Genomic DNA, 22,039 nt, shown 5'->3' with positions numbered 1-22,039 from the left:
ACCGGCGTGAGCCGATCTCCACCGGTTGCTGATGGCCATGCCGGGTATCCATTTTCTCCAGCCATTGATTGGCGCTTACGTCGCGGCGGAGATTGGCTGACGCCAATTTCCGCCCTACGGGTTTCGCAATGACCTTTGATCTCGCCGCCGATCTTGAAAAGCGCCGCCAGCAACATCGCTTTCGCGAGCCGCTGGTTATGGACGGCCCCTGTGGTCGCGTTGCGCGCTTGGCAGGGCGTGATTACCTGAATTTCTGTAGTAACGACTATCTGGGACTGGCCAATGACCCGGAGGTAGTTGCTGCCTTTCAGCAGGCAGCCGGTAGCTGGGGTGTGGGCAGCGGCGCTTCTCATCTGGTGTGCGGTCATCAGCGTCCCCACCAGGATCTGGAGGAGGCGCTGGCAGCGCACACCGGCCGTGAACGCGCCTTGCTGTTTTCCACGGGCTATATGGCCAATCTGGGTGTGATGTCTGCGCTGCTGGGCAAGTCTGACGCGGTCTTCGAAGACCGGCTTAATCATGCGTCCCTGCTCGACGGAGGCTTGCTCAGCGGCGCCCGTTTTCGTCGCTTCGCCCACAACGACCCTACTGCACTGGAGCGCCTGCTGCAGCGCAGCGACGCGCGCCGCAAACTGGCGGTGGTCGATGGCGTGTTCAGCATGGATGGCGACGAAGCACCCCTGGCGGCGCTGGCGAATGTGTGCGAGGCCAATGACGCCTGGCTGATGGTGGATGATGCCCATGGCATTGGCGTGCTGGATGAGCAGGGGCGAGGGTCACTGTTCTCCCAGGGCGTCAATGATCGCGTGCAGGTTCTGATGGGCACCCTGGGCAAGGGGCAGGGTACCGGTGGTGCCTTTGTGGCTGGCAGTCATGAATTGATCGAGACCCTGATACAATTCGCCCGCACTTTCATTTACACCACCGCCATGCCGGCGGCGGTGGCGGCGGCCACGCTCACCAGCCTGAAGAAATCACAGCAGGAACACTGGCGCCGGGAAAAACTGGCGGAGCTGGTCACGCGCTTTCGTGCCGGTGCCAGCGAGCTGGGCTACACCCTGATGGACTCGCAGACACCGATCCAGCCGATCCTGATTGGCAGCGATGCCGATGCCATGGCGCTGAGTGCGGCCCTCCGGGAAAAAGGTTTTCTGATTACCGCGATCCGCCCGCCCACTGTGCCGGAAGGTGAAGCGCGCTTGCGCGTGACCCTGTCTGCGGCCCATGAACGGGCGGATGTGGATGCGCTGCTGGCTGCGCTTGATGAGGTTGGATGTCGGACGTCGGACGCCTGACGCTCAAAACGGCCAGCCTGTTTTACTTCTGCCGTCAGACTTCCGACGTCAGACCCGTGACCAAAGGATCTTCAATGCCCAAGCTGATTCCCTACCACAACACCTACAAGGCCACTGGCGTAGAGGATGCCGAGGCGCAGGATGTCGTCCTGATTCACGGCTGGGGGCTGCACGCCATTGTCTTTGATGACATCGTGCCGGCGTTGCTGGAACGGTTCAGGGTGACGGTGGTGGATCTGCCCGGCATGGGCCAGAGCCCGCTGCCGGCGGCCGATTACACCCTCGATTTTCTGGCGGATCAGATGCTGGAGATTATGCCGGAGAAAGCCCACGTGCTGGGCTGGTCGCTGGGTGGGCTGGTGGCGCTGGCCATGGCGGACAAGGCGCCGCAGCGGGTGCAGTCGGTGGTTACCGTGGCGGCGTCTCCACGCTTCACCTCAACAGAAGGCTGGGACACCGCCATGAAGCCGGACATTCTCGGCAAGTTTGCGGAAATGTTTGCTGAGGATCAGGAGGGCACTCTGGTGCGTTTTCTGGCCCTCAACTGCAAGGGCAGTGCCGCCATGCGCGCCGATACGGCGCGGCTCAAGGAGATTCTTTATTTCTGCGGACTGCCTGCGCCGAAAGCCTTGCGAGGCGGGCTGGATATTCTTCGTGATGCGGATATGCGCGCGGTGTTGCCGACGCTGCCCATGCCGGTGCTGATGGTGTTTGGCGAAAACGATCATATTGTTCCTGCGGCCGCCATGGCGGCCAGTGAGGCCTTGATCAATACCGGTCGCACGGCCTTGATCGAGCAGGTGGCCCATGTGCCGTTCCTGTCAGCACCGGACACCTTTACCCAGGCCATCTATGACTTCTGGCGGGAATATGCTCTGACGTCGGATGTCTGACGCCGGACACAAAATTATTCTGATTTGATGGTTTGATTATTGTCGTCAGACGTCCGACCACAGACGTCTGACTTGTTTCAAGGAGCGCGAGCATTCAAGCGACAGCAGACAAGCAGTTGGTCGGCCAGCACTTCAGCCGCGCCGCGCGCAGCTACGATGAGCATGCGATCCTGCAGCTGGCCGTGGGGCGCTCGCTGGTGCAGCGCTTGCCGGCGCAGTTGCCGGTGAATCATGCGCTTGACCTGGGTTGCGCCACCGCGCCCTTTGCCCGGGCCCAGCAGCAGGCACTGCCGGATGTGCACTGGCAGGCGGTGGATCTGTCTCCAGCCATGCTGGCAGAAGCGGCCGTGCGTGGCCGCCTGAATGAACGCTATCAGCCTCTGTGTGCCGATGCGGAACAGCTGCCGCTGGCCGAGGCCAGTCAGGGGCTGGTGTTCAGCTGCTTCGCCCTGCAGTGGTGTGATCCGCAGGCCGTGTTGCAAGACATTTCCCGGGTGCTGGCGCCAGCTGGGCGTGTGCTGCTGGCGGTGCCGTTGGGTGGTTCGTTGCAGGAACTGCAGCAAAGCTGGCAGGCGGTGAACCAACGCCCCCATGTGAATGCATTACCGACATTCAACGACTGGCAAAACGCGGCGTTCAAGGCAGGTTTTGCCGATCCGGATTTGCAGCAGCAGGTGATGGTGGAATACTACGACTCGGTCAAATCCATCGCCCGCCGCCTGAAGGCAACCGGTGCCGACCACGTCAGTGGCGCCACCGGCCTGACGGGAAAAAATGCCTGGCAGGCAATGGTGGCCGAATACGAAACGAAAAGAACCTCGCAAGGCTTGCCGCTCACCTGGAATGTGCTGTTTCTGGAAGCGGAAAAGTCGTGAGTTGAAAGTTCAACGGATCAGCCGTTAGCTACCCACTCTTGAGTCAGAACGCCATGGAAAATCAGAAACCACCCCTTCCTGCCCTGAAAGGCATTTTCTTTGTCACTGGCACCGATACCGAAGTTGGCAAGACCTGGGTCAGTTGTCGCCTGCTGGAGCGTGCCCGTGAAGCGGGGCTGAGTTGCTACGGTCTCAAGCCGATTGCGGCTGGCTGCGAAGCGACAGCTGATGGCTGGCAGAACGAGGACGCGCTGCAGTTAATGGCGGCCAGCTCGGTGAAGCTTCCCTATGAGACGGTGAATCCCGTCGCCCTCAAAGCAGCCATCGCGCCGCATATTGCCGCGCAGCAGGAAGGCAAGGTGGTGACGCTGGCCAGACTGGCAGGTTATGTGCGCGGGGCCCTGAATGCGCACAAAGCCGATCTGATTCTCATCGAGGGTGCCGGGGGCTGGCGGGTCCCACTGAATGATCGGGAAATGTTGTCAGGGTTGGCCAAGGAGTTGGCGTTGCCGGTGATTCAGGTGGTGGGCATGAAGCTGGGTTGCATCAGTCATGCGTTGCTGACGGCTGAAGCGATTGAAAAGGACGGCTTGCAGTACGCCGGCACCATGGCCAATTGTTTTGGGGATATGGACGTGCGCGAAGAAAATCTGTTGACCCTTCGCCAGCATTTGCCGGGCGCGTTTGCCATCGTTTAAACATGCGTATGTCACGCCCTCGTCACGTTTAACTGGGCGGTTACAGGTCGCTACATAGCACTACAGTGCTACTACCCAAGGCTCACTGTTGCCGTGCAATTTCCTGCCTACTCTTGGAAAGCTGTTGTTGATGACAGCTTTTCAGGGGGTAAGGCATGGATCGAATCCGTCGTAATCTTGTGCAGGCTATCGGGGCCGGCACCACACTGGCATTGGCAGGCTGTGGCGGGGGAAGCAGCTCCTCCACCCCGGTGGTCAATAATCCCGCGCCAAATGTTCCTGCTGATCCTGAGCCGCCCGGCGGTCCGGATGCGTTGCCATCTGTGGCGTTTCTGCATGGTGTGGCCTCTGGAGACCCGCTGGCGGACAGAGTGATCCTGTGGACTCGTGTGACCCCGGACCAATCCGGCGTGGTGGTGCCGGTGGAGGTGAAGGTCGCCAGCGATCCGGCCATGCAGCAGATGGTCTCCTCGTATACGACCACCACCAATGCGGATGCGGATTACTGCGTCAAGATTGATGCCGACGGGCTGGCTGCCGGGCGTTGGTATTACTACCAGTTTCAGGTGGGGGAGACGCAGTCTCCAGTGGGGCGGACGCGCACCTTTCCCGCCGCCGCAGATTTCATCGATCGCGCCCGTTTTGCCGTCGTTTCCTGTTCGAATTTTCCCTATGGTTTTTTCTCGGTGTACCGGGCGGTGGCCAACCAGGGTGACTTGGATTTTGTGCTGCACCTGGGTGATTACGTGTATGAGTATGGGGCCGGCGAATACGGCGACTTCCCCGAGCGGGAACCGCAGCCTTCTCATGAGATGGTCAGCCTGTCGGATTACCGCCTGCGTCATGCCCAGTACAAAACCGATGAAGATCTGCAGGCGGTACATCAGCAGTTCCCGATGATTGCGGTCTGGGATGATCACGAGTCCACCGATAACAGTTACCGCGATGGTGCCAGTAACCACCAGCCGCTGACGGAAGGCGACTGGGAAACCCGAAAGGGGGTTGCCCGTCAGGCGTATTTCGAATGGCTGCCGATTCGTCCCCGCGAGCCGGGTAATCACGATGTGATCTACCGACAGTTCCGTTTTGGTGATCTGATTGATCTGACCATGCTTGATACCCGTCTTGAGGGGCGTGATGCCCAGTTGACGGTGCCGCTGGATCCCGCACGCAATGATGAAGACCGTCATCTGATCAGTAGCGAGCAAATGGATTTTCTGCTGGAGGCGCTCAGCCAGTCTGATGCCCACTGGCGCTTTATCGGTCAGCAGGTAATGTTCGCCCAGCTCAATATTTTGGAAATTCCCAGTCTGGATGAGCGGAGTGCGCAGCTTCGCGGCAATCTGTCCGCCATCAACATGGATCAGTGGGACGGGTATGCAGCCGATCGGTTGACCATTCTCAATCACATCGACGATCACGACATCGACAATGTGGTGATCCTGACTGGTGATATTCATACCTCCTGGGCCAATGAAATTTACCGTAATCCGGGTTCCCTTCTTGGCGACCTTTTCGACAAGCCGCTGGCGGCAGAGTTTGTGACGCCGGCCGTGACCAGTCCGGGCTTTCCGGAGGGGGCGGCCGAGGTGGCCGGCGTGCTGATTCCGGTAGTCAATCCGCATATCCGTTACGTGGAAGCAAAATCCCGCGGGTTCATTCTGGTGGATGTGACGCGCGACCGGGCCCAAGGGGAGTTCTATTACGCGCAAAGCATCGACTCCTATGATCTGCGTGGCCAGATTGATACCCGTAAAACCAAAGTTGTTGCGGTGAAAAGTGGCGATAGTCGTATCGTGGAAGATGGCCCTGTGTCACGCCCGCGCACCCTGCGCACCGCCCTGTTTCATCCTCCTGTTTCCTCCCCCGTCGGTGGGGTCAAATCACGTAAAGAGGTGTTGTCATGATGTCCCCGTGGAAAGTATTGCCGCTGGTTGCGGCCATTGCATTGGTCGCCTGTGGTGGTGATAGCGGGGGCTCCTCCGGAGGCAGCTCCAGTAACTCTGCGACCCCGAATCAACCCTCAGACCCTGGTGGTGAGGCGGGAGATGATGGCGAGGGAGGGGGCGATGGAAGCGCATCGGGGAATCCCCCCGCCGCCCTGCGTTTTATTGTGATTGGCGATTCCGGTAGCGGCTCAGAAGGTCAGTATGCGGTGGGTGAAGCCATTGCCGAGGTGTGTGACCGCAAGGATGAATTCGTTAGCGATATGGCCTTTCCTGGCTGCGATCTGGTGGTAGGGTTGGGCGACAATATCTACGAATCCGGGGTGACCAGTGTGGATGATCCCCAGTTCGAAGATAAATTTGAAAAGCCTTTTGAGCCGGTACAACTGCCTTTCTATATGGTGCTGGGGAATCATGACAACACCGGCTATGTGGGCGGTGATGGCGCGGGGAACGCCCGTGGCATGTTCCAGGTGGACTACACCTATTTTGACGGCAAATTGTCTAACCGTTGGAACATGCCGGATCGTTACTACCAACACAGTGCCGGGACGACGACCCTGGGCGGGCGCCCGCTGGTGGATTTCTTCGCGCTGGATTCCAACCCCATTGCGGGAGGGTTTGCCGACCCGGATATTGCTTACGCGTATCACACCTATGGTATTGATCAACGCAACTGGGCGGTGAATGCAATCGGCAGCTCTAATGCGGTGTTCAAGATTGCCATGGCACACCACCCCTATCTCTCCAACGGCACGCATGGCAACGCCGGTAACTATGATGGTGTGCCCAGTGAAATTCTTCCGGTGTTGGCTGGTGAGCGCTGGAAAGCCTTTATGGAAGAAGCGGTGTGTGATCAAACCGATTTCTTCCTGGCCGGGCATGACCATGATCTTCAGGTGCTTGAAGCTGTTCCGGCCTGCGGGCGCACAGAGTTTGTGGTGAGTGGTGCAGCCGGGAAGACCCGTTCCATTGATGACCCGGAACGCAATGCGGCCCGCTTTCAGCAGGGCGATGAATATGGCTTCTTCTGGGTCAAAGCAACCGAAGCCGACCCGGACACCATGGCACCGGCCACCCTGTGTCTTGAGGCCTACACCGTGAAGCCCGGCACAGAAGGACTCGGTGTGGTTGCGAGCGGTAGTGATACGCTCACCCCCAGTTATACCCATTGCTTCGAAAAACAACCCATGGCAATGATCGCCCCAAGCAATGATTTTTCGGGGCAGGCGCTGGGGGGCTATGCCTTGCCGCTGCCGTTGCCGGAGGGCTTCGATGCAGACTTTACCGGCCCGCTCAAGGAGCTGCGTGAAACCCTGCTCGCCGGATTTACCCAGGCAGGCAGCCATTTGCCTGAAGAGCAGCGACAGGTGTTTGATCAGATGTTGGCCGGTACCGACATCCTGTTTAACGCACTGGATGCGGCTACCGCGGCTATTTTGAGCGGTGACAGCGGCGAGATTGAGCAGGCTCTGCAGGCGGTGCTGGCGGCTTCCGAGCAGCTTGAAGCCATAGATACTGAAGCATTGCCTGCTCCCTTCGACCAGCTGGGCGGAGCCTTTGCGTCTTTGGCAGACGGTTTTGGTAATGCGGGTGTCGCGCCGGGTGAAGGCAGTACCGTCGACGATATTGCGTTTATTGCAGGCCCGCTTGTGGCGCTGGCGCGTAACCTGAATAACATCCTCGATGGTATTGAAGAGCAGGTGCCTGGTGAGGTGCCGGTGCTGGCAGGGCTGACGTCCGTGTTGTCCACGGTATCGCTTGGTCTGGCCAATACCCTCGAGCAGTTGGTAATGCTGGATACCTCGGCCACCGGGGAGCAGCTGGTGGGTACGGTTCATGCCACACTGGAATCGCTGGTGACCGATGTGCTTTGGCTCAACCAGATTCCAGGAGCGGGGGATTATGCGACCTTGCCAGGGGATGCACTGTCTTCCACGTTGCTGACGGTGGTGCGTGAAGTGACGGAACAACTGGATGAACGGGTGCTTGGCCCATTGGGGCCGCTGCTGGATCTGTTGTCGCCGATCACCAATTTGCTGGCAGGATTGTTTGACCGGTTTTAGGATCGTTGGGGTTCGCCCTGATTGAACGAAACCGCGGAGCTTGCTCCGCGGTTTTTTTTTGGCGAAAGAAAAAGAGCGCGTGGTGGGAGGCGAGTTCCCGGAAGTGCGTGGTATTGAGGTTTAACGCATCACCGTCGGGCGGTGATGTCCACAGACACTCTGGTCGCCATTCAGTGCTCCCAGGGTTTCCAGAGTAGCAATGACTCTGTCGACGGTGATGCCTTGCAGGCAGGGGTAGCTGTCCATGACGCAGCTGTTGCGCTGGCATTGCGAATGGCACTGGCGTTGGCGTAACACCGTTGCCCGACGGGATAGCGGCGACCAGAGTGTGTCGTTGGTGGGGCCAAACAATCCAACCGTGGCAAGCCCGCAAGCTGCAGCCAGATGCATCGGACCGCTGTCGTTACCCACATACCCCCGGCTCTGCTGCATCAGGGCCACCAGTGCCTCGAGGCTGAGCTGGTCGCACAGGTTCATGGCGGGTTCGCAAAGAAAGGTCTGAATACGCTCAATCTGCGCGCGATCCTTTGCGCCGGCACCGATCAGAATCGGGGTCGCGCCCAGCCGGCGCAGTCGTTGGCAGAGACTGGCAAATTGTTCCGGATGCCACATCTTGTAAGTCTTGGTGGCACCGGGGTGAATCAGTATTGGCGTCGGTTGCAGGGTGGGCTGCAACGGATGTTGGGCAATGTCCTGCAGGCCTGCCTTTGTAGCGTTGAGGTCAAGATAGCAAGCGGGTGAGGTGGCAGCAGGCAAGCTCAGGCTCGCGTAGTCTTGCCAGCGATGGCCGGATAAATCACGTCCGTGGCTGTGACTGTAAAACCAGCGGCTGTGTCGACGAGTAGGGCCGTGGCGGGTGGTGGCGCCACTGAGCAAACTGAGTGTCGCTGATTTTTGTTCCCCCTCGATATCCACGCTGTGTTCAGCGCGAAAGCGACGCAGGGCAAGCAGAAAACGCAGATAATACCGGGAGCGATGCAGAAAGGACTTGTGAGAGGCCAGTTCAGCATCCGGGTACCACAGCACCCTGGTTTCGCCGGGTAGCGCCATGGCAATAATGGGTTGATAGCGCTGATCAATGACCAGCAAGCTCTCTTCCTGAGCAGCCAGCATGGCCTTCAGATGTGGCAAGGCAATCAGCAGATTACCCATGTGACTGCAGGGAAAAAGAATCAGCTGGCGAGGCATGGCAGCAGCGGGAGTGTCATCCTTAACATGGAGAACCAGCCTACCCACAGCCTGTGACACGCAGATGACAACAGGAAAGGCGCTATCGGCTGTGGCCTACGCCTGGTTGGACTGGAAAACCCAAAGTGGTTCCCGACTTTTTAGCAGAGGGTATCCCTTCGAGATCGTTGAGTTTGGCGCCAATAAGTCATCCGGTCGAAGGTGAGCAAGCCTACGGTATGCAACAAAAAAAGCCGCACTCATGCTTGAGCGCGGCTTCTGTTTTTGGGGCTGAAGCAGGGGCAAATCTGTGTTGCAGCGTCAGACTTGCCGCTTGCAGCTAGTCCCTCTCTATGAGCCACTCAGCAATCCTGCCCCAGCTTTGCGTCTGTGCTGCGCTGCTGCCCAGAATGCCCATGTGGCCGCCATCGATGGTCAGGTAGGTCTTGTCCTTGCTGCGCACCAGCGTGTCCATGGCCAGGCTGCAGTCACGGGTCACAATGGGGTCGGCACCGCCAGTAATGTTGAGAATGTTAGCGGTGACGCGGCTCAGGTTGCCTTCGCTGCTGGCCATGGGCAGTTGGCCATGGGCGACCACGTTGTCGGTCCACAGATAGCGAACGATGTCCTGAATGACGCCGCCGGGGTAGGCCACCATGTCATCGAGAAAGGCGCCATTGGTGGCATGGGCCGCCACGAATTCGCGGTCGTGGAGGTTCTTCACCAGATTCATGTAACCCTGCAGGCTGCCCACCGGGTTGGTGAGTTTAAAGGCCAGACTGTTCATCCAGCCGGGGGAGCGAAGCAGGCGCGCCGGCACGTCATGAATGCGTAGGCCGGTGTTGCTGCGAATCCACTTTGCCTGGCGGCTCAGTCGCCGGTACTGGGCGCCCAGTGCACCATTGCGATGGTAGTCGCAGGGGGTGCCGACCAGCACCAGATTACGGATATCCGGATCATTGCCCAGAGCGGTGTAGCAAAGGCTGAACAGCCCGCCGAAACTCCAGCCATGCAGGCTGAGTTGCTGTTGCCCACTGTGTTGGCGCACCTGTACCAACATCTTGGGCAGGTAGTCGGCAAAGTAGCTGCTCAGGCTCAGGTGGTTGTGATATTTACCCGGGCGCCCCCAGTCCACCATGTACAACTCAAAACCGCGGGCGCGCAGGTAGCGCACCAGGCTGCGTTGCGGGAACAGATCATAGATCAGCATGTTCACCGCCAGCGGCGCGACCAACACCAGCGGGGTGCGCTGGGTGTGTTCGCTGACGGGCATCACCGTTCCGTCACTGAGAGGAATGGCTTTTTCCTGCAGTGGCGGGTAGTAGCGCAGCTTGACCAGACCATCGTCGAACAAGGTGTCGTAAGGGGTCTGTTCTGCCTGGCTCAGGCGCTCTGCGTCGAACAGGCGAGCACGGCCATTGTCCAGGCGGTGAAGCCATGGGCGGGCTTTCTGCTGCAGGGTGTCAGTGAGCATGCAATGCACCGGCGTTGTGATTCGGGCCGGCCATTGTAGGGAAGAACGCGGCGGGTGCACTTGCCGTGCGGCCCGCCGCTGACGTCCTTGCGGTTACCCCATTCATCACGGTCATTGACGGGTAACCTGAGGGAATCAGGGAGTGTAGTGGCCCAGCGCGCCTTTCACCCGGACCACGCTGCCGGCTTTTAGCTCGGGTTCAAAACCGGCCTTGCCTTCCGGGAACAGCAGTACCACGGTGGAGCCCAGCAGGAAGCGGCCCAGCTCGTCGCCCTTTTGCAGGGTAACCGGGGCGGTGCGCAGGTAGTCGGTGGTCACCACCTGTTTGGGGAGCGGGGTGACCTGGCCGGAGAATACGGTCTCGATACCTGCGACGATCATGGCGCCCACCAGAATCACCGCCATCGGGCCATTGTCGGTATCGAAGATACACACCAGACGCTCGTTGCGGGCAAACAGGTTGGGCACCCCGTTGGCGGTAGCTTCGTTCACGGAGAACAAATCGCCGGGCACATAACGTGTTTCGCGCAGGGTGCCAGTGAAAGGCATGTGTACGCGATGGTAGTCCCGCGGTGACAGGTAAATGGTGGCGAACTGGCCGTTGGTGAATTCGCTGGCCAGGGCGCTGTCGCCACCGACCAGGTCATACAGGGAGTAGTCATGCCCCTTGGCCTGAAACACCTGATTGGCACGGATGGCGCCCAGCTGGCTGACGGCGCCGTCAGCCGGGCAGGCAATGGCGTTGGCGGCGTCCGCTTCCAGGGGCCGGGCGTCCGGTTTCAGGGCGCGGGTGAAAAAGGCATTAAAGCTGGGGAACTGGTCCGCATCCTGAATCTCGGCCTCAGACAGGTCGATGCCGAATTTCTTCATGAATACGTTGATGAAGGTGGTCTTGATCCACGGCACTTCGCTACGGGCAAGAAAGCCCACCAGCCGGGAGAGGCCGTGTTGGGGCACCAGATACTGGAGAATCACAAAAAGCTTGTCGCGTAGGCTCAAGGGAACATCCTTAGAGTAATCAAACAGGTTAGTCGGGTTTGGCCACCGGGGTGCCCGGGTGGTTACCCCATTCCGCCCAGGAACCGGCGTAACCCCGCAGGCGCGGGTAACCGAGAATCTTGCCCACCAGCCAGGAGAAACTGGAGCGGTGGTGGGTCTGGCAGTGACAGATCACTTCCTTGTCGGGGGTGATGCCGCGGGCTTCCAGTTCCGCACGGATGTCATCCAGCGGTCGCAGGCGCAGGTTGTTGCTGCGGTCCATGGCGTCGGTCCATTCATAGTGAATGGCGCCGGGAATGTGGCCGGCTTTCTGGGCAAAGGCGCGTACCCCTGCGTATTCCTCTTCCGAGCGTGAGTCCCACAGGGCCAGTGAGGGCGAGGTGTGATGCTCGAGCAGGTAGTCCAGGTGCACTTCCGTGAGCGGGTCGTGTTCACCCACTTCATATTCGCTGGCCACCGGCTCGGGCGAGTCGCTGCTGGTGGGGTGTCCCTCCGCCAGCCACGCATGGATACCCCCGTTGAGGTAGCTGTAGTGCTTGTGGCCAATGGCGTCCAGCGTCCACAACAGGCGGCCGGCCCAGCCGCCGCCTTCGTCGTCGTAGGCCACCACATGGGTATCCGGTGTCAGCCCCAGACTGGAAAACAGGTCACTGAGGGTATCGTCATCCGGGATCATTCCCGGCGCCGGCTGCGCGCCGCTCTGCAGGCGTTTGAAATCCAGATGGATTGCCCCCGGCACATGGGCCTGTACATAAATCGCAGGCTTGCTCAGGTCGATGATCAGCAGCTTGTCATCATCAAGATGCTGGGCGAGTTCGGCGGGTTCTAGCAGCAGAGGCAACATGGGATCAGTGAACAGTTAACAGTGAATAGTGAACAGCGAAAACAGGATATCGCTATCGGCGTTGCGGTGCATTGTCCCTTATTCGCTGTTCACTGTTAACTGTTCACTGGTATCGGTCGCGCCCCTCTTCGTCCAGGGTGTCGGCGATCTGGAAGAAGTTGGCCAGTCGTTCCTCGCTGATGGCGCCGCTGTCGGCGGCATCGAGGAAGGCGCAACCGGGTTCGTTGCGGTGTGAGCAGTTGCGGAACTTGCAGTAACCGGCCAGTTCGGACAGTTCGCGGTAACCGTGCAGCAGCTCTTCTTCGCTGATGTGCCACAGGCCAAATTCGCGGATGCCGGGGGAATCGATCAGTTCACCGCCGGTGGGCAGGTGAAACAGGCGGGCGGTGACGGTGGTGTGCTGGCCCAACCCGGAGTTGGCTGACAGATCGCCCACATCCAGTTCAGCATCGGGCAGCACGGCATTCACCAGGGATGACTTGCCGACCCCGGATTGGCCCACGAACACACAGGTTTTGCCCTTCAGTGCCTCGTGCAGCGGAGTCAGGCCTGCCGGGTCATGGGCGCTCAGTTCCAGCACCGGGTAGCCGAGCCGTTCATACATGGCTTTCATGTCATCGATGAACGGGCGCAGCTCTTCGTCGATCAGGTCGGCCTTGTTGAGCACCAGCGTGGCAGGAATGCCAGACAGTTCCGCGGCGACCAGGTAGCGGTCCAGCAGGGTGCTGGAGGGGGTGGGCAGGGGGGCGAAGACCACCAGCATCTGATCCACATTGGCGGCGACCGGTTTCAGGTTGCCGTAGGGGTCCGGGCGCTTGAGGACGTTGTCGCGAGGGTCGATCGCCACCACGACGCCAAGCCCTTCGCTCTGGGGGGATTGCCAGATCACCCGGTCACCCACGACCAGCTGTTCCAGCGTGGCGCGAAAATGGCAGCGACGGAGCTGTTTGCCTTTGCCGTTCGGGCCATCAGGGCTTTCAACCAGCACCTGCTGACCAAAATGGGCGGTAATGATGCCGGTCTGTTCATCCCCCAGGTCGTCGGCCACCAGGTCTTCCAGCTGCTCACTGCGACGCTGGGCGCGTTCGCGCTTTTCTGCCTGGATCTTTTCGATGCGCCAGCGCTGGCGGCGATTGAGTTTGCGTTTGGCCACGGTGGTGTCGGGTTCTTCCTGCTTTGCGATGGGGGCATGCTACCATGCCCCCTGAATACCGCGTAGCGAGAGATAGCCACCCATGACCGACAAGCGCAATAACCTGATCTGGATTGATCTGGAAATGACCGGACTGAGCCCGGAAAACGACCGCATCATCGAGATCGCCACTATCGTTACCGATGCCCAGCTCAACGTGCTGGCAGAAGGGCCGGTGCTGGCGGTGCACCAGAGCGATGCGTTGCTCGACGGCATGGATGAGTGGAATACCACACACCACAACAACTCCGGGCTGGTGGCCCGGGTGAAGGAAAGTCGCATCAGTGAAATGCAGGCCCAGGCGCAGACGATCGATTTCCTGAAAGAGTACGTGGAAGCGGGCATGTCGCCCATGTGCGGTAACAGCATCTGTCAGGATCGCCGTTTTCTGGCCAACTACATGCCGGAGCTGGAGGCCTTCTTCCATTACCGCAATCTGGACGTGTCCACCCTCAAAGAGCTGGCGCGACGCTGGAAGCCCGAGATCCTGGAAGGGCTGAAGAAAGAAAACAAACATCTGGCGCTGGATGACATCCGCGAATCCATCACCGAGCTGCAGTATTACCGCGAGCATTTTATTGACGCCTGACGGCAACGCATCAGGCGGCACGCAACACACAAACCCCTCGCCGCAGGAGCGTCGCTTCTAAGGCTAAGGCGTTCGGTGCTGTTCCAGCGCCCACTGCACATGTTCCTGTACCGTCTCGTCCGGGTAATCCAGGCGTTCTTTCAACGCCAGGATAATGTCCGGCGAGGTGGGGGCATTGCCCAGCGCTACCGCAATATTCCTTAGCCACTTTGCATAGCCTGCCCGGCGGATGGCCGAGCCGGCGGTGCGTTCGAGAAAGTCGGCTTCGTTCCAGCGGAATAATGTCACCAGGTCACTGTCGCCCAGTCCGTGGCGGGGGTGAAAGTCGGTTTCGCCGGTGTGCCGGGCAAAACGGTTCCACGGGCACATCAACTGACAGTCGTCGCAGCCGAAGATGCGGTTGCCGATACCCCGTCGCAGGTCCTCGGGGATGCTGCCATCGTGCTCAATCGTCAGGTAGGAAATGCAGCGGCGGGCATCCAGCTGGTAGGGCGCGACGATGGCGTCGGTGGGGCACACGGTGATGCAGGCCTTGCACTTGCCGCAATGGTCTTCACCGGGTTGGTCTACGGGCAGGGGGATGTCGGTGTAGATTTCACCGAGAAAAAACCAGCTGCCGGCCTCACGGTTGAGCACCAGGGTGTGTTTGCCCTGCCAGCCCAGCCCGGCTTTGGCCGCCAACGGCTTTTCCATCACCGGGGCGCTGTCCACAAAGGCGCGGGCCAGTTCGCTGTCGCCCACTTCCGCCCGGATTCGGGCGGCCAATGTGGCAAGTCGCTTGCGGATCAGTTTGTGGTAATCCCGGCCCAGTGCATAGCGAGAGACGTAGGCCTTGTCTTTTTCGCCCAGCATTTTCACCGGTTGGGTATCGGGTGGCAGGTAATCCATGCGCGCAGAGATGACTCGCAGGGTGCCGGGCTCCAGCGCTTCAGGGCGAAAACGTTTGTCGCCGTGGGCGCTCATCCACTGCATTTGCCCTTGATAGCCCTTGGCCAACCAGGCTTTCAGGTCCGCTTCAGCGGCGGACAGATCCGTGTCGGCAATGCCGATCTGCTGGAAGCCCAGTTCGCGGCCCCATTGCTGGATGTTTTCCTTTAGCTGCTGAAGATCCATGGGTTTCTGAACGGCCGGTTCCCGTGGGTATAATGAGGGATATTGCGGTACGCAACGGCGCACAACAAAGGACCAAGGGTACCATGACCACACTGCCCACAGTGCTATTTACTGCTGAACAGACCCGCGAACTGGATCGCCTTGCCATTGCGACTGGCACACCCGGTGCCAACCTGATGCAGCGGGCCGGGCAAGCGGCCTTCGATGCCCTGTGTGAGCGTTGGCCCGAAGCGCGTCGTATTGCCGTATTGTGTGGCGGCGGCAACAACGGCGGCGATGGCTATGTGGTCGCGGCGTTGGCTCACCGGGCCGGATTGCAACCCGAGATTTTTTATACCCGCGCGCCGGATACGCTCAGCGGGGATGCGCTGACCATGGCGCAGCGTTGCCAGGGGTTGGCGATCCCGCAGCAACCACTCCATGAGGACGCCTTGCCTGTGGAGGCGGATGTGGTGGTGGACGGTCTGCTGGGCACCGGATTGTCGGGCGCCCTGCGTGATGACATGAGCGCATTGCTGGCAGGGCTGGATGCCCTGCCGGTGCCCCGTTTGGCACTGGATATTCCCTCCGGGCTCAATGCCGACACCGGCATGCCGTTGGGCGCGGTACTGCGGGCGGATCTGACCTGTACCTTTATCGGCATGAAGCGCGGACTGTTAACCGGTCAGGGGCCGGTGTTCGCTGGCGAGTTGCTGTTTTTTGATCTGCAGGTCCCGCGCTCGGTGTATCAGCAGGTCTCGCCGGATTGTCGTGTCCCGGTGCCGGAGGAGCTGCCCGCCGCTTTGCCCAGGCGAGCCGCGGATGGCCACAAGGGGTGCTATGGCCATGTGCTGGTGGTTGGGGGCGATCATGGCTTTCCCGGTGCAGCGATCATGACGGCCCAGGCGGCGGCCCGCTGCGGGGCGGGCAAGGTCAGTTTGCTGACGCGGCCGGAGCATGTGGCCATGGCGATTACCCGGCAACCGGAAATCATGGTGCGTGGCGCTGACGAGAGCGGCGCAGCGGATGAACTGATCGAGTCGGCCACGGTCATCGCCGTTGGCCCCGGGTTGGGAACGGGGCCTTGGGGGCAGCAGTTGCTGGAGCGGGTGCTGGCCAGTGGCAAGCCGCTGGTGGTGGATGCCGATGCGCTTAACCTGTTGGCTGCACATGCCGACATCGGCGCCCACGACTGGGTGCTCACACCGCACCCCGGTGAGGCGGCACGGTTGCTGCAAGTGGGCAACGCGGAGATACAGTCTGACCGCTTTGCCACACTGGAAACCCTGAGTGCGCGTTATGGCGGCACGGTGCTGCTGAAAGGGCTGGGCACCTTGATTCAGGGGGATTCCGCCGGCCAGCGTTGTCGTGCCCTGATCGTGGACGGCAATCCGGGCATGGCGAGCGGGGGTATGGGCGATGTGCTGACCGGGGTGATCGCGGCGCTGCGGGCCCAGGGATTGAACGGGTATGATGCTGCCCGTCTCGGCGCCATGGCGCATGCCCGGGCGGCAGACCGGTGCGCCCGGCAGGCCGGTGAGCGCGGCTTGCTCGCCACCGATCTGTTGGGTGCGCTGCGGGAACAACTGAACGAAGGAAGCCTGTATGCCCATTGAACACCAGACCCTCGCTGACGAAGCCGCCACCCTGGCGTTGGGGGCCAGCCTTGCAGCCCGACTGACCGGCGGTGGCTGTGTCTATCTGGAAGGCGATCTGGGGGCCGGGAAAACCACGCTGGTTCGCGGTATCCTGCGTGCCATGGGGCATGAGGGGGCGGTAAAGAGCCCAACCTATACAATTGTGGAACCCTACGAGCTGGGTGACGTCCATATCTATCACTTTGACCTGTATCGACTGGCAGATCCGGAAGAGCTGGAACTGATCGGGGTGCGGGATTATTTTGGCTCTGGTGACCTGTGTCTGCTGGAGTGGCCGGAGCGCGGGGCCGGAGTGGCGCCGCCGCCGGATTTGATCATTACACTGGCTGTGGATGGCCACGGAAGAAAGGCGACCCTGGACTGGGTCGGTGACTGAACGCCTATGATAATGCGCAGTAACAATAACAAATGGCTTGTGACCGCCTTCACCCTGCTGGCTGCCATGCTATGGGCGCCCGTTGCCCTGGCCCAGGCCAGCATCGAATCTGTACGCCTGCACCGGGCACCGGACCACACCCGCATTGTGTTTGATCTGCCATCGCCGGTGGATCACAAGCTCGACAAGCTCGCCAATCCTGACCGTATCGTGCTGGACCTGCAGGAAGCCAAATTGGACTTCGACATCCAGACGCTGGATTACGCCACCAGTCCCATCGCCAATATCCGGGTCGGCAAGCACAGCGACAAGACCCGTGTGGTATTCGATATGAAAGAGGGGGTGCGCACTCGCACCAACCTGCTCAAACCCATCGAGCCGCATGGCTGGCGTCTGGTGGTCGATCTGTTCGACAAGGAATTGAATGGCACCTCGTCAGGGGCCGCTACCACGGCTGCAGGGTCCACTCCTGCCCAGAAAAAGCCTGCCGCGCAATCGGCGCCTGCGGAGCAACGGTTGATGGTGGTGGCGATTGACCCCGGTCACGGGGGCGAGGACCCGGGTGCCCGTGGCCCCAGTGGGACCTGGGAAAAAACCGTGGTGCTGCAGATCGCCAAGAAGCTGGAGAAGATGGTGAACGATCAGGCCGGCATGCGGGCGGCGATGGTTCGCGATGGTGACTACTATGTCCCCTTGGCAGAGCGCCGAAAAATTGCCCGGGAAACACACGGTGCGGACGTGTTCATTTCCATTCATGCGGATGCGTTTACCGATGCCCGCGCCCATGGGGCGTCGGTGTTTGCGCTTTCCAATCGTGGCGCGACCAGTGCCAAGGCCCGCTATCTGGCAAAGATTGCCAATGAATCCGACCGGGTCGCCGGGGTGTATGAAGAAGAGGAAGACGACAGTTCGCTGCTCAGCGTGCTGGCAGACCTGCAGATGAACGGATCCATGGCGGGCAGCCTTTATCTGGGCCGGCAGGTGCTGCAGGAAATGGGTAAGGTCACCAAGCTGCATGGCGGGCGTGACAAGGTGGAGCAGGCAGGGTTTGCGGTACTGAAAGAACCTGAGATGGTGTCCATTCTGGTGGAGACCGGGTTTATCTCCAACCCCACCGAGGAGCGTAACCTGCGCTCGTCTGCGCACCAGACCAAGCTGGCGCGTTCCATCCTGCGCGGTATTGATGATTACTTTACCTCGCACCCGCCGCCGAACAGCTGGTACGCCGCCCAGCGCCGTGGCAAAGGTGATGAGTACAAGATTCAGCCCGGTGATACACTGTCGGAAATCGCGCGCCAGTACAGCGTTAGTGAGCAGGCTATCCGTGCGGCCAACAATATCAGTGGTGACCGCATCATGGTCGGCCAGGTGCTGAAAATTCCCCGAACCTGAGGTCCGTTTTGTCCAAGATCCAATTGCTCGATTCCCGCCTGGCCAACCAGATTGCTGCCGGTGAGGTGGTCGAGCGACCCGCCTCTGTCCTCAAGGAACTGTTGGAAAACGCCCTCGATGCGGGGGCGGAGTCCGTGAATGTGGATGTGGAGCAGGGCGGTGTGAAGCTGCTCAAGGTGCGTGACAATGGTCATGGCATTGAACGCGATGACCTGCCGCTGGCGCTGTCTCGTCACGCCACCAGCAAGATTCGCGGGCTGGACGATCTGGAAGCCATTGGCACGCTGGGCTTTCGCGGTGAAGCGTTGGCGGCGATCAGCTCTGTCTCGCGACTGACCCTGGCCAGTAACGTGGAAGGAGAAGCCGAAGGCTGGCAGGTCCAGGTCGAAGGTCGAGACATGGCGCCGTCGGTCACGCCGGCGGGGCATCCCCGTGGCACCACCGTCACCATGCGCGACCTGTTTTTCAATACCCCGGCACGGCGCCGCTTTCTGCGTACCGAGAAGACGGAATTCAATCACCTGGAAGAGGTGTTCCGGCGCATTGCCCTGAGTGAATTCAATACCGCGTTCCGGCTGACCCACAACCAGAAAGTGATCCACCAGCTACCGGCAGGTCTGGATGACACCCTGCGGGCGGGCCGCGTGGCCAAGCTGTGCGGCAAGGGCTTTATGGAACAGGCCATCCCGGTGGAGGTGGAGCGTGATGGAATCCGTCTGCATGGCTGGATGGGGCTGCCCACCTTCTCCCGCTCCCAGGCCGACCTGCAATATTTCTATGTGAATGGCCGCGTGATTCGCGACAAGGTGGTCAATCATGCGGTGCGCCAGGCCTATGCGGATGTGTTGTATCACGGCCGTCACCCGGCCTATGTCCTGTTTCTTGAACTGGACCCGGCCATGGTGGATGTGAATGTTCACCCCACCAAGCACGAAGTGCGCTTCCGCGAACAGCGTATGGTGCATGGGTTCCTGTACAGCTCCCTGCACCGGACCATTGCCGACGTGCGCCCCGGGCAAGGTGTCGAGCCTGCGGTGGTGTATGACGACGTGCCCATGCCGGTGAGTGAGCCGAGCCAGGGCAGTATGTCGCTTACCGCGCCCTCTGGCCGCCCTTATACGCCGCCACCTGCGTCTGGTGGCTATGGTCAGGGCTTGCGCCAGGCAGATGCCTACGGTGCGTTGGTTCAGCCGCGCATCGAGGATGGCGCCCCGGCGGTCATGCCGCCGGCCAGTGATGATGAAACCGTGCCGCCGCTGGGGTATGCGGTGGCGCAGCTGCACGGCATCTTTATTCTCGCGGAAAACCAGCACGGCATGGTGGTGGTCGATATGCACGCCGCCCACGAGCGCATTACCTATGAGCGGCTCAAGCAAAGCTGGTCCACCGACAAGGTGCGCAGCCAGCCATTGTTGGTGCCGGTATCGTTGGCGGTCTCGTCACGGGAAGCTGACTTTGCCGAAGAGCAGCCCGAGGTGTTTTCCCGGTTGGGGTTTGTGGTGGAGCGCGCCGGCCCGGAAACGCTGGTGGTCCGCGAAGTGCCCGCCATGCTGCGCAATAGCGACAGCGAAAGCATGGTGCGTGATGTGCTCTCCGATCTGCTTGCCCAAGGCAGCAGCGAGCGCATTGAACAAAAGCTCGATGAACTGCTTTCCACCATGGCCTGTCATGGCAGCGTACGGGCCAACCGCCGCCTGACCGTGCCGGAAATGAACGCCTTGCTCCGGGACATGGAAGCCACCGAGCGCTCGGGCCAGTGCAATCATGGCCGGCCGACCTGGACTCAAATGAGTCTCAAGGATCTGGATCGCCTGTTTATGCGGGGGCAGTGATGGCGCCCTCCCGTCCCTCGCCGAAGAATGACGGGGATCCCCGGCCTGTCTTGCCTGTACTGCTTTTAATGGGGCCCACCTGTTCTGGCAAGACCGCGCTGGCCATTGAGGCGGTGCAATCTCTCCCGATCGAAATCATCAATGTGGACTCCGCCCTGGTGTACCGGGACCTTGATATTGGTGCCGCGCGGCCATCAAACGACGAGTTGCAAGCAGCTCCGCACAGGCTGCTGGGGTTCCGTGACCTGGACCAACCGTATTCCGCCGCAGACTTTCGCACGGATGCGCTGAGAGAAATTGAGGCAGTCCATGCTGCTGGGCGTTTGCCGTTGCTGGTGGGAGGCACCATTCTGTATTTCAAGGCGCTGGTCGAAGGTCTGGCGCCGCTGCCGGAAGCGGATGAAACGGTGCGCGCCGAGATTGCTGCGCTGGCGGCAGAGCAAGGCTGGCCAGCGGTGCATGCCGAGCTGGCCCGGGTGGACCCGGCCACTGCCGATCGGCTGAAGCCCATGGATCGTCAGCGTCTGCAAAGGGCGCTGGAAGTGTATCGGCTCACGGGTAAGCCGCTTTCTGTCTTTCATGCCGAGCATCATACGACTGTCACAATGAGAGAGGATGGTCTGAGTGAGTTCAGTGGGCTTCCCTGGCCAGTCTACAGTGCGGCACTGGCGCCCAAAGACCGCGCCTGGTTGCATGTGATGATTGCCCGGCGTTTTGAGGTCATGCTTGAGCAAGGGCTGGAAGAAGAAGTGCGCCATTTGATGGCTCGTCCGGAAGCGCACCGGGACCTGCCCGCGATCAAAGCGGTAGGGTACCGCCAGGTATGGGATTACCTGGAGGGGCAATACGATCGCGAGACGATGATCGAAAAGGGTGTGGTTGCAACTCGCCAACTGGCGAAAAGGCAGTACACCTGGCTAAGAAAATGGCCGAACCTGGAACGGTTCGACAGTAACAACGAGCAGGAGCGCAATGCGCTGTTTGGCCAACTTGCGAAGATCTGTAAATCTGTGTTTAGTTGAGGTCGAGTGCTGCTTATTTGGTCTATAATGCCAAGGAATTGGGGGTGGGGATCTTGAATACTCGTTTCGTCATCCCATATAGGCCCAGTCCGGAACCATTTTGTTGGGTTGTTGACAAAAAAATGTCTGATGGCGCATCAGGCATGCGGTGGCCGTTCGGGACGGCTTCACTGCAGGTAACGCGCTGATATTGCCCGAGTGTTGGGCACCACTTTTTACTGTTATTTCAAGGAGACTTGCCATGTCAAAGGGGCATTCACTACAAGACCCTTTCCTGAACGCTCTGCGTAAGGAACGGATCCCGGTATCCATCTTTCTGGTAAACGGCATAAAATTGCAGGGGCAGATTGAGTCCTTCGACCAGTATGTGGTTCTGCTCAAGAACGCCGTTAGTCAGATGGTCTACAAGCACGCAATTTCCACTGTGGTCCCGGCGCGTAACCCGCGTGCAGGTGGTAACCCGGCCATGTCGACCGGCAATGGCACCACGGGTGCACAGGGCACAGAGAGCTTCGGTAACCAGTAATCGCGATTGCCAGAGCCTTTTTGCTGAAAAGAGCCACCTTCGGGTGGCTCTTTTCGTTTCTTCCTCCTGCCTTTTCGTTTTCGGCGGTTTACAATTGGGCCTA

General features: G+C 60.2%; 19 protein-coding genes. 13 read left to right on the top strand and 6 right to left on the bottom strand.

Translation table 11 applies throughout. The annotated features are described in order from the left end of the window. The first annotated feature begins 128 nt into the window (after positions 1-128). The 6 genes from bioF (at position 129) to D4A39_RS05500 (ending at position 7,773) form a co-directional block, all read left to right on the top strand. Positions 129-1,295, top strand: a complete 1,167-nt coding sequence (gene bioF, locus D4A39_RS05525; protein ID WP_119917678.1) for an 8-amino-7-oxononanoate synthase — start codon at positions 129-131, stop codon at positions 1,293-1,295. 74 nt (positions 1,296-1,369) lie between these two features. Continuing rightward, complete coding sequence (gene bioH / locus D4A39_RS05520) at positions 1,370-2,188, top strand: pimeloyl-ACP methyl ester esterase BioH (RefSeq protein ID WP_119917677.1); 819 nt, start codon at positions 1,370-1,372, stop codon at positions 2,186-2,188. Between the two features lie 116 nt (positions 2,189-2,304). Then, positions 2,305-3,063, top strand: a complete 759-nt coding sequence (gene bioC, locus D4A39_RS05515) for a malonyl-ACP O-methyltransferase BioC (protein WP_022985268.1) — start codon at positions 2,305-2,307, stop codon at positions 3,061-3,063. A gap of 53 nt (positions 3,064-3,116) precedes the next feature. Continuing rightward, entirely contained in the window at positions 3,117-3,761 is a 645-nt protein-coding gene (bioD, locus tag D4A39_RS05510; RefSeq protein ID WP_022985267.1) for a dethiobiotin synthase, read from the top strand. A 155-nt stretch (positions 3,762-3,916) separates the two neighbouring features. Continuing rightward, positions 3,917-5,668, top strand: coding sequence for an alkaline phosphatase D family protein (locus tag D4A39_RS05505; RefSeq protein ID WP_119917676.1), 1,752 nt, complete (start codon positions 3,917-3,919; stop codon positions 5,666-5,668). Further along, positions 5,668-7,773, top strand: coding sequence for a metallophosphoesterase (locus D4A39_RS05500; protein ID WP_233552427.1), 2,106 nt, complete (start codon positions 5,668-5,670; stop codon positions 7,771-7,773). The genes D4A39_RS05505 and D4A39_RS05500 overlap by 1 nt, the downstream gene beginning before the upstream one ends. Positions 7,774-7,893: 120 nt before the next feature. Here D4A39_RS05500 and D4A39_RS05495 read toward each other — a convergent pair whose 3' ends face one another. The 5 genes from D4A39_RS05495 to rsgA form a co-directional block, all read right to left on the bottom strand. Then, entirely contained in the window at positions 7,894-8,925 is a 1,032-nt protein-coding gene (locus tag D4A39_RS05495) for a glycosyltransferase family 9 protein (protein WP_233552426.1), read from the bottom strand. 355 nt (positions 8,926-9,280) lie between these two features. Continuing rightward, entirely contained in the window at positions 9,281-10,414 is a 1,134-nt protein-coding gene (locus D4A39_RS05490) for an alpha/beta fold hydrolase (RefSeq protein WP_022985263.1), read from the bottom strand. Between the two features lie 135 nt (positions 10,415-10,549). After that, the gene (asd, locus tag D4A39_RS05485) at positions 10,550-11,413 is read right to left on the bottom strand and encodes an archaetidylserine decarboxylase (RefSeq protein ID WP_119917673.1); all 864 of its coding nucleotides are present in this window, start codon (positions 11,411-11,413) and stop codon (positions 10,550-10,552) included. 28 nt (positions 11,414-11,441) lie between these two features. After that, a complete protein-coding gene (locus D4A39_RS05480) occupies positions 11,442-12,257 on the bottom strand; it encodes a sulfurtransferase (protein WP_119917672.1) in 816 nt (271 codons plus the stop codon). A 103-nt stretch (positions 12,258-12,360) separates the two neighbouring features. Next, on the bottom strand, positions 12,361-13,410 hold the full coding sequence (rsgA, locus tag D4A39_RS05475) for a small ribosomal subunit biogenesis GTPase RsgA (RefSeq protein WP_022985260.1): 1,050 nt from the start codon (positions 13,408-13,410) through the stop codon (positions 12,361-12,363). An 82-nt stretch (positions 13,411-13,492) separates the two neighbouring features. On the opposite strand from rsgA, the gene orn reads away from it, so the two are divergent. Then, positions 13,493-14,038 carry an oligoribonuclease gene (orn, locus tag D4A39_RS05470; protein WP_022985259.1) on the top strand — a complete coding sequence of 182 codons (546 nt, stop codon included), beginning with the start codon at positions 13,493-13,495 and terminating at the stop codon, positions 14,036-14,038. Positions 14,039-14,101: 63 nt separating this feature from the next. Here the strand turns inward: orn and queG are convergent, their stop codons facing one another. After that, the gene (gene queG, locus D4A39_RS05465; RefSeq protein WP_119917671.1) at positions 14,102-15,151 is read right to left on the bottom strand and encodes a tRNA epoxyqueuosine(34) reductase QueG; all 1,050 of its coding nucleotides are present in this window, start codon (positions 15,149-15,151) and stop codon (positions 14,102-14,104) included. Between the two features lie 83 nt (positions 15,152-15,234). Between queG and D4A39_RS05460 the strand changes: the two genes are divergently transcribed. The 6 genes from D4A39_RS05460 (at position 15,235) to hfq (ending at position 21,936) form a co-directional block, all read left to right on the top strand. Continuing rightward, entirely contained in the window at positions 15,235-16,746 is a 1,512-nt protein-coding gene (locus D4A39_RS05460; RefSeq protein WP_119917670.1) for an NAD(P)H-hydrate dehydratase, read from the top strand. After that, positions 16,736-17,164 (top strand): tRNA (adenosine(37)-N6)-threonylcarbamoyltransferase complex ATPase subunit type 1 TsaE, encoded by a 429-nt coding sequence (gene tsaE, locus D4A39_RS05455; RefSeq protein ID WP_119917669.1) that lies wholly within the window; start codon positions 16,736-16,738, stop codon positions 17,162-17,164. Before D4A39_RS05460 ends, tsaE begins: the two co-directional genes overlap by 11 nt. 12 nt (positions 17,165-17,176) lie before the next feature. Further along, positions 17,177-18,556, top strand: a complete 1,380-nt coding sequence (locus D4A39_RS05450) for an N-acetylmuramoyl-L-alanine amidase (protein ID WP_438502573.1) — start codon at positions 17,177-17,179, stop codon at positions 18,554-18,556. Between the two features lie 8 nt (positions 18,557-18,564). Beyond that, on the top strand, positions 18,565-20,388 hold the full coding sequence (gene mutL, locus D4A39_RS05445) for a DNA mismatch repair endonuclease MutL (protein ID WP_022985254.1): 1,824 nt from the start codon (positions 18,565-18,567) through the stop codon (positions 20,386-20,388). Next, complete coding sequence (miaA, locus tag D4A39_RS05440) at positions 20,388-21,410, top strand: tRNA (adenosine(37)-N6)-dimethylallyltransferase MiaA (RefSeq protein WP_022985253.1); 1,023 nt, start codon at positions 20,388-20,390, stop codon at positions 21,408-21,410. The genes mutL and miaA overlap by 1 nt, the downstream gene beginning before the upstream one ends. Positions 21,411-21,651: 241 nt before the next feature. Further along, complete coding sequence (gene hfq, locus D4A39_RS05435; RefSeq protein ID WP_022985252.1) at positions 21,652-21,936, top strand: RNA chaperone Hfq; 285 nt, start codon at positions 21,652-21,654, stop codon at positions 21,934-21,936. Positions 21,937-22,039 lie beyond the last annotated feature (103 nt).

This window comes from Alcanivorax profundi (genome assembly GCF_003597125.1).
Taxonomy (GTDB): Bacteria; Pseudomonadota; Gammaproteobacteria; order Pseudomonadales; family Alcanivoracaceae; genus Alcanivorax; species Alcanivorax profundi.
The sequence above is the reverse complement of the archived record's forward strand: the minus strand, read 5'-3'. Positions and strand labels throughout refer to the sequence as shown.